This window comes from Adonisia turfae CCMR0081 (genome assembly GCF_011009555.1).
Lineage (GTDB): Bacteria > Cyanobacteriota > Cyanobacteriia > Phormidesmidales > Phormidesmidaceae > Leptothoe > Leptothoe turfae.
Genome location: NZ_QXHD01000004.1, coordinates 2,742,664 through 2,750,852, shown reverse-complemented (window position 1 = coordinate 2,750,852; position 8,189 = coordinate 2,742,664). Strand labels below are relative to the sequence as shown.

Genomic DNA, 8,189 nt, shown 5'->3' with positions numbered 1-8,189 from the left:
GTCTACTACAAAGGCCTCACCTGTCTAGACTCAGGACAGCTAAATGATGCAGTGCCGTACTTTCGAAGAGTCTTAGAACTCTCTCCCAATAATGCGTTGGCATTGATTGGTTTAGGCCAAATTTACGTAAAGCAAGGCCAATTAGAAACGGCTTTAGCCTACTTTAATCAAGCCCTTGAAAATGAGCCAACACGACCACAGGCCTGGATTGGCAAAGGGGATGCGCTGATGTTGCTAGGTCGGTCTGAAGAAGGAAAACAGCATTATGCCTATGGTCAGGCGCTATCTGACATACCTCTAACGTTTCCCCCCACAGATACACCAGCTAGACCCTCACCTCGCCCTGTCAAGCCAGATGTGCTATCTGAAGAGATTGAAGAGATTCAGGCTCCTATTACACCCCCACAGCTGCTAGACATGGTGATTCTGGTAAACACTCAGGGACCCCTGAAAGCAGAGGTAATGGCCATGGGACAGGTAATGGACGAGGCAATTGAAACAACAACCAATGCCCGTCCTGCTGATGTACGCCTTACGTGGCTGGGAACCCATGAACCATGGGAGGAAACTCCTGTTCAGCAAAGTGCCTCTGACTATTTGAATCACTTAGGGATATCTTTAGAAAATCAAGGCGTTACAGATAGTCAGCCATCTCCAGCCCATATTATTTCGACCCTCACCCGGTATCTTGACTGGCGACCGGGAGCTGCCCAATCCCTTTTCTACATGGGCCATGAAAGCCTGAGTCCAGATAATCAGGCTGATGGGTTACCAACGGTTCAGCCTGTTATTGAAACCGCTAAGGATACAGGCACGACCATTCACACCTACTTGTCCACCCAAAAGTCTCCAGGCAATACCGCAGCCGCCGTAGCCGAATATCACCAAGTCGCAACAGCAACCGGAGGATTAGCATTCACCGATGACCAATCTAATCGATCTTTCTATGATGTTCTGACTCAAACCATTGACCAAAGCTGTCGAGAATGCATCTATCGCCGCCTAACCATTGATAGTCAGAGCGGTTGCTATGTCCTCGATCATGCCCAAATGAGTCGGCTCCAATCATTGGGCAATACCACACCCTTGGCTCCAGGCAGCTACATTGTTCGAATTAAGTCAGGCAATTTCAGCTATTGGACCAATGCCCCAGATTTTGACCCTGAACCCTGGGTGATACTCTGGATTTATGGTGGTCGAGTTATCAATCGGAAAACCAATGTTGAGGTAGGAGCAACCTGGGTCACATTGAATGGTTATGACGATGCTCTAAAGTTAGAGGTACTAGAAGGAACAAACCTCTGTGCATTATTCTTGGACACCTACAAAGATGACAATTCTGGACAAGTTATCTTATCGATATTAGAGGCCAATTAGCTATAGCGAGCCAGTCATTACACTCTTCTTTATTACACAAGGGATGCTTTAAAAATGCGCGTAGTTGTTGATAGTCAAGAACATTGTTATGTACTCGATCAAGAGCGTTTAAATGCGCTTCAATCTACGGCTAACTCGACTCAGTTAGAGCCTGGCACCTATGTCATCCGGATTGAGCGGGGGGCTTTTAGCTATTGGGCTGAGCAGAAACAGTTTGCCCCTGAACCTTGGGTGATGTTATGGGTTTATGGGGGCACCGTGATCAACAAAAAGACTGGGAAGAAAGTGGGTGCCACCTGGAGCAGTCTCAATGGCTACGATGATACGCTCACTTTAGATGTGTTAGAGACAGCAACCCTATGTGGGCTTTTCTTTGACACTTATAAACAAGATAATTCTGGTGAGATCACACTCTCCATTCTGAAAGATAGATAGAGCTGAAACTGCTACGAAATTTTACGAAATTTAAAGTCTCAAATAATAAAATCCGCATCATATTCTCCTATTAGGCCCATGGTTGCTCCCCAAAAATCCCGGCATATACCGTATCGCCATAGCGATGATGCCCATAGGGCTGTGAACTTCAGACGCCCTGTTCTAATGACGCTGACTGTTGTCTCAATGTCAGCGTTGTCAATGGGGTTGCCAATGGAGATGGGCAGGCCTGCATGGGCATCGGACTGGGGAGCTTATATTCCCGATAAGCCATCGAAAACAGCTAGGGCCTCAGATGTTCCTGAGCTTCCTTTAGTTCACATCAGTAGTGCCAGAAACATCGATCCGTTAAATACGGCTTTGGGAACAGAATTTTTGGCACAGGTACCTGGCTCTAATGTCGAGATTTCCTCCCGTGAGACTCAGGACGCGTTAGATGCCGTGCAATCTGGTGATATTGACTTGGCCATTGTTGATCGGCCTCTAACGGAAGAAGAAATCGAAAAAGGATTGGTGTCCGTTCCTATTGGGGATGGTGATCTAGCCTATGTATACGATGGCCCTACACCCTCTGATGCAGCGAGACCCTTCCTGGATTTTGTTGAAGACCCGGCTAATCAAGACACTGTTGAGGAGGCAGTTACGTTAGTTGAGCCCAGCTCACCTCCAGAGGAGAGTGCACCTCCAGAGGAGAGTGCACCAGAGAATCGTGCACCAGAGGATAGTGCATTTGAGGGTCGTGTTACCGAAACATCTACCCCAGAGTCAGGAGAGCCTACGGAAACGATCAAGCCAGAAGATCTAGAACCAGCGGAGGCAGAAGAACCCACAGTACAAGACACAGTACAAGGGCCTGCGACCAATAGCTCATCAGACGACATTGCTTTGATTCCTTCCCCAGATAGTGACGTCACGCCTGAGAGAGCCATCAGGCCTTTCCCTTGGGGGTGGTTGGCTCTGCCCCTTTTAGGATTACCTCTTCTATTTTGGCTCCGCCGAGATCAGCAACAACCTGAAGTATCTGACCACGCCCTGCGAGACTGGGACAATGCTGAACCCTCGCTGCCAGATCCATTACCTTCAGAAACACCGCTCCCACCCCCTGACGTAACAGATGAAGCACCAGTTTTTCAAGAGCCACTGCCCTCATCATCCGATCCGTCATTCGCTAAATCACCAACACCAGAGCCAGCCACAGAGCCGGGCAATGAACCTGTTGAGTCAGACATTAACCTGGCTGGCCTAGCAGGTGCAGGCTTGGGAGCAGCGGCTCTTACTCATCCAGTTGAAGATCGAGCAACAGATCCTGACTCAGAAATAGACGATACCGATATCGTAGTTCCTGATGGTTCAGAATCGAATATCCATAATGAAGCCATTGAGGCTCCTGACGTAACTCCTGAACTGACCCATTTGGCAGATCTGCCGGATCAAGGGCCGGAAATACCCGGCAGCATCAACGCAGTGCCTGATGCTGAAGTCCCAACCATAGCATCGGATTCTGTTGTAAATGCTGAAGGTGTCGGGGAATCTGTTGCTCCTCATGCACTTAATCAAACCGATGTAGCATCATCTGCAATGCCTGATGCGTCGGAAACAACAAAGGCAATGGATGATGGCGCAGACCTCAGTTCTCTGACGACGGCAGGTCTGGGGGCAGCAGCTTTGGCCGGCCTTGGAGCTGCTGCCTTAGTGCAAGATACCAATGCTGAACAAGAAGAGTTAGTGCCTGAAGTGCCTGTTATCGCTCCAATTGAGTGGTTGTCCATTGAGTCAGAGTCCTCCGAAGCGGTCTCGGTTCGTTGGTCCATGGCAGAAGAGCAACAGAGGGCATTATTGACTAATGAGGCCTATGCTCCTCAAGTGAAAATCTACGACGCTACGGGTATTGACCTAGATCATCAAGCCCCCCACAGTGTTGATAGTCATTCGGTCACTGAGGGTGTTTTTGACGGTGATGGAGCCTCAATGCTGCTGCCAGTGGAGAAGTGCGATCGCGACTACCTGGCAGAACTCGGCTACGAAGACGCTAACAATCAATGGATTTCCCTGGGTCGCTCACTCCATACCCGCGTTCCCTGTCCCCCCCAGCCTGAGCCAGCCCCGGAGCCGGTCCCGGAGCCAGTCCCGGAGGTGATTGCACCAGCACCAGAAGAACCAACGTTAACATCTGAGCACGATGATATCAGTGCCGATGCCAGCCCCTTACCCTTAGCAGGTCTCGGGGCTGGAGCTGCCGCTGCTGGCTTAGTCGCCGGGGCAATAATGCAAGAGGCCTCAGATCAGGACATTGAACCGGATGCCAGTGAACCCGATGTCAGTGAACCGGATGCCAGTGAACCCGATGTCAGTGAACCGGATGTCGATATCCATGTCGCTCGCTCACCAGTGGCCACACCCCAGCCAGAAGCGTTAGCGGAACCCCCGATCTCCCAAGCTATTCCCCCCGTTGCCCCCGTCTTTTCGTCTAGCCCAAATCAGACAAACGGAGGCCATAATGCTGAAGTCCCCATTGCTCCTTTTAGTAAGGCTAAAACCTGTCACCAACGCTTAACCGTTGATAGCCAGGAGCATACCTATACGTTTGACGAAAACCAAATATCAGCGCTTCAATCTACAGCCAATCGTATTCCCCTAACACCGGGTTGTTACATTCTCACCCTTGATCCGCAAAACATAAATAGCCCTAGGGTTGGAGAACCTAGCGTTATTCTCTGGCTCTATGGCGGACGTTTTATCAATCAAAAAACTAACGTAGAAGCGGCTTCAACCTGGAGTACCCTCAATGGCTACAACGATAGCTTGACCTTAAATGTGCTTGAACCATCTACTGTATGCGCATTTTTCCTGGATACTACTCCAAAAATAGACAGCCATCAGCTAACTTTGCTGATTTTGAAAGACAACTAGCCATGGATTTTGCCGGAGCATTGTAATGTAATGCTGACAAAGCCTAAATGGGATCTGCGAGATCTGTATAACCTGGGGCGCACCAGAATAATACATAGATGTGACTCTCGATAGGACATCTACCCCATGTATTTAGACGGTCGCTACCATCAAACCCTGGGTTATTTGCATATTCAGTTCGGGAATTTGGATCAGGCCTGCCTCGATTACCTCAATGCAATCGAAGCCTTTCAACGGGATCATGACGAGATGGCAGTGACCCAGGTAACTGAGCGCCTCAACCAACTTAACTGTGAACTAGATGCCGAACTAGACGCCTCTCCAACAGCAACATCCAATCCGTCACTGCCTGTGCGCTTAAAGATCGAAATTCTACGACTCTGCCGTTTAGGCCTGCGCCACAGCCATCAATATAAGCACCAAATAGCGCTTCACGTGCTTGATCGGGGTTTACAACTCAGTGACATTCTTGCGGATATTGATCATCAGCAGGGGCAGTATTGCGCTGCAATTGTTCTGGGGATGATGGGTAAAATCTATCACGCTCAACGGTATTATCTCTTTGCCCTGGCATCCTTTAGGGCATCATTAGAAGCCTATGGGTCTTTGGAAGCACCGGATAGCGCTACTCAGGGTCGCATGGCAACGATTCTCTGTGAAATCGCTAATATTGCCGAAATGACCCATCATCCAGATATCGCCATCGAATACTACCTGGATGCACTGTGGTATTTAAATGCGATGGGCCAACAACCTCAGGCCAAACAAGTCATAGAGCAACTCAACAAACTATACGATGTGTCACACATAGCTGGCATGAAAGTCAGTTGACAATAACAAAACTCAAAACGGTATCAGCCATGCAGGGCGGCATTTTCTATAACAGGTCATAGGTCGTCCGTCGAAAAGTTTTTGGAAAGCCCAATAGTCCTTCAACCACCATACTTCTCATGTTACCAATCTTCGTGTTTAGTACTGTGCTAGTGATGTGGAGCCGGATGATGTTGTCTCCACCCCAACAACAATCTGAAGAGAATGAAGAATCTCCACGTAAGCTGACCATTAAAGTCATTACTTCGGATAGTGAATAATACCAAATCCGAATTTATTAAGCCCAATTAAAAATGGACAATCCCTTAGGGGCACTCCCTTGTGGATGCCCTTCGATAACGGGCACTATCCATCAGGAACTCGTGTAATATCCCCTCATCTTTGGGTGTTTATGCTGGCGCACTGGTCCATATTATTAACTAATATCGTCAGTTACCTCAATAATTGTTGAAAAAGCAGCAATTGTCCCATTGTCTACCGCTGTTGTTTCTTCATCTAAACTCTCTGCAAACAGTCTGGCGTCACCGCCACGAGACATGCTGTTAATATCCCCGAGCAGTTCGGTGATCACATCTAAACTCTCATCCGCATCCATCGATACATAGCCACGGCTTGTGCCCCGCCCCCGAGCGATGGATTGTAACCCCCTTAAGGCATTGCGCAGTGAGCGTGTGCTGACCAATGTCAACAATTCCACATAGCCTGCCCCACTCACTTGAAACCGAACGCGATCCTCAGGGCGGGGAATCTCTAACGCACTGTTGGGATCAATGCGAGCTGCATCATCTGGTGCATTCCAGTCAACCGGATACACAACTGTCATTTCACCTGCGCTGCTAATGGCAATACAGCTAAGAAACAACGCCTGGTTATAATGTCGGTTCTCCATCCGAATTTTTAGTTCTTCGTTAGCCCTAAACGGCTGAATACGGGTCAAGGCATTACGCGAACCGCTTCGCGCAACAATCGGTAAAGAGGGACCATTGCCACTGACTGTAAAAATCTCTCCGCTGACGTCTAGCCCTGAGGATGTGGACGCCAGGGACTTCAGAATAATGTTAGCCAGCAATCGCTTGAGCATGGGTTTTAATCGGCTCACCGCTGCTGTTGCCGTCTCGTTCACCCGACCATAGGAGGCTGGCACCGGTTCTAAATTAGATGGGCGCAATAGAGCGATCGCACCCACAGGCGGAATCTCAACTCCACTGCCCAACTCCTGCCGCAGTTGTTGAGCATCAGCATCTGTCATGCGGCCAATTAAAAAATCAAAGGCCGTTGCGTCATTTACCGCCTGTGCCTTGATGCGGCTGATATTGGTTTGGGAGAGTAGCGCCTGGTTTAAAGCAGAGACAGTGGCACTCACTTCATTCCCTAAAGACCGATCTACACCAATTTTAAGCACCGGGTTAGAGGGTAAGCCCACTAATTTTTCACGCAGCAACATCCCCGGTTGCAAGGCCATATCTCCCATGGGTTTGCCGTTAGCCAGCAGCCCCGTGCGTGATGCCTGAACAATCTCTCCAACGGGTACACCATTGTCAAGCACCGTAAATATGGCGTTATCTCCCGGTGTCTCTAAGTATTGCGGTGAGACCCCCCCCAGCCAGAACTCCACCTGATTGCCTGCAGACGTGCGGGTAATGTTAGTGATAACGGCTTCTGCGGTTGGAGATACGGGACCTACAAAATATAGCGGTTTGCGTTCATTGCCACTGCCAGGGGCAGCTTCAAATTGAGGCACCTGACCATGGTCTTGCTGACGGGCAGCAGCGGCAGTACTGCGAATCAGATTGGCCTGTACCACCGACGCCGGAGTGCTGCTGGGCAATTGCCACAGATATCGGGTCAGCAAATAGGTAAATGCTCCAGCATAAAAGCCATTAAAGGCCATGTCTAAAGCCGTCTCATTACGACTAGCTGAACCGAGGGCAATACCTTTGGCAATGCCTTGATGACGTCGTCGTTGAAACTCATCAAATGACAGCTCCAATTCTGCCATTAACGCTTGCTGGTAAGCGTACTCCGCGTCATTAGCTATCAGGTCTTTCCCATCTAAATTGGCACCCATGGGAGCCGCACGCACCAAGGTATTTCCCCGAAAGCCACCACCGGAATAACAACTATCTAAAACTATTGTTAAATTGTCGGTGCGGATGGCCTCCATTAACAAAAATAACGTGCGACTGGTGATGTGATTTACCATCTGGCCATCTTGGCTGGCATCCATCGGTACCAGGGTGCCAATTAAGGGGGTATCAGGATCAAGCGGATTGCGATCGCTAACCCGTGAACCATGGCCAGAATAATGGAAAACCACCACATCGCCCGGTTGAGCCTGATCGATTAAATGTTCTTTAAAGACCCGTAAAATAGTCTCACGGGTGGGCAATAATGCCCCCCCAGACGTTACCCGCACAATATCCCTGGGATTAAAGCCAAAGCGATTGACCAGTAGCTCATACTGCAGCTCAACATCGGTCAAACAGCCCCGTAAATTACCCGACGCAAACGGATAGTCATTGATGCCCACCAACATTGCCAGCTTGCGGGGGGTGCTCTGCCCCAGCGCTTGACCATACCTCTCTGCCTGGGTCAGAAAGTCCAGCTGACTTAACCCCATGGTGGCTAAGGTAGCC

5 protein-coding genes are annotated in these 8,189 nt (G+C 49.4%); 4 read left to right on the top strand and 1 reads right to left on the bottom strand.

Translation table 11 applies throughout. The features are described from left to right. From DXZ20_RS16070 to DXZ20_RS16055, 4 genes are all read left to right on the top strand, one after another. Positions 1-1,377 (top strand): tetratricopeptide repeat protein (locus DXZ20_RS16070; RefSeq protein WP_250565786.1); only part of this gene is annotated, 1,377 nt, incomplete at its 5' end. 54 nt (positions 1,378-1,431) lie between these two features. Continuing rightward, entirely contained in the window at positions 1,432-1,812 is a 381-nt protein-coding gene (locus DXZ20_RS16065) for a hypothetical protein (RefSeq protein WP_163659483.1), read from the top strand. A gap of 78 nt (positions 1,813-1,890) precedes the next feature. Beyond that, positions 1,891-4,722: a DUF4912 domain-containing protein gene (locus DXZ20_RS16060; RefSeq protein WP_163699247.1), complete on the top strand. Its 2,832-nt coding sequence runs from the start codon at positions 1,891-1,893 to the stop codon at positions 4,720-4,722. A gap of 126 nt (positions 4,723-4,848) precedes the next feature. After that, complete coding sequence (locus tag DXZ20_RS16055; protein WP_163699245.1) at positions 4,849-5,553, top strand: hypothetical protein; 705 nt, start codon at positions 4,849-4,851, stop codon at positions 5,551-5,553. Between the two features lie 415 nt (positions 5,554-5,968). On the opposite strand, the gene DXZ20_RS16050 is transcribed toward DXZ20_RS16055, so the two are convergent. Next, the coding region (locus DXZ20_RS16050) for a caspase family protein (protein ID WP_250565785.1) at positions 5,969-8,189 on the bottom strand (2,221 nt) is incomplete at its 5' end.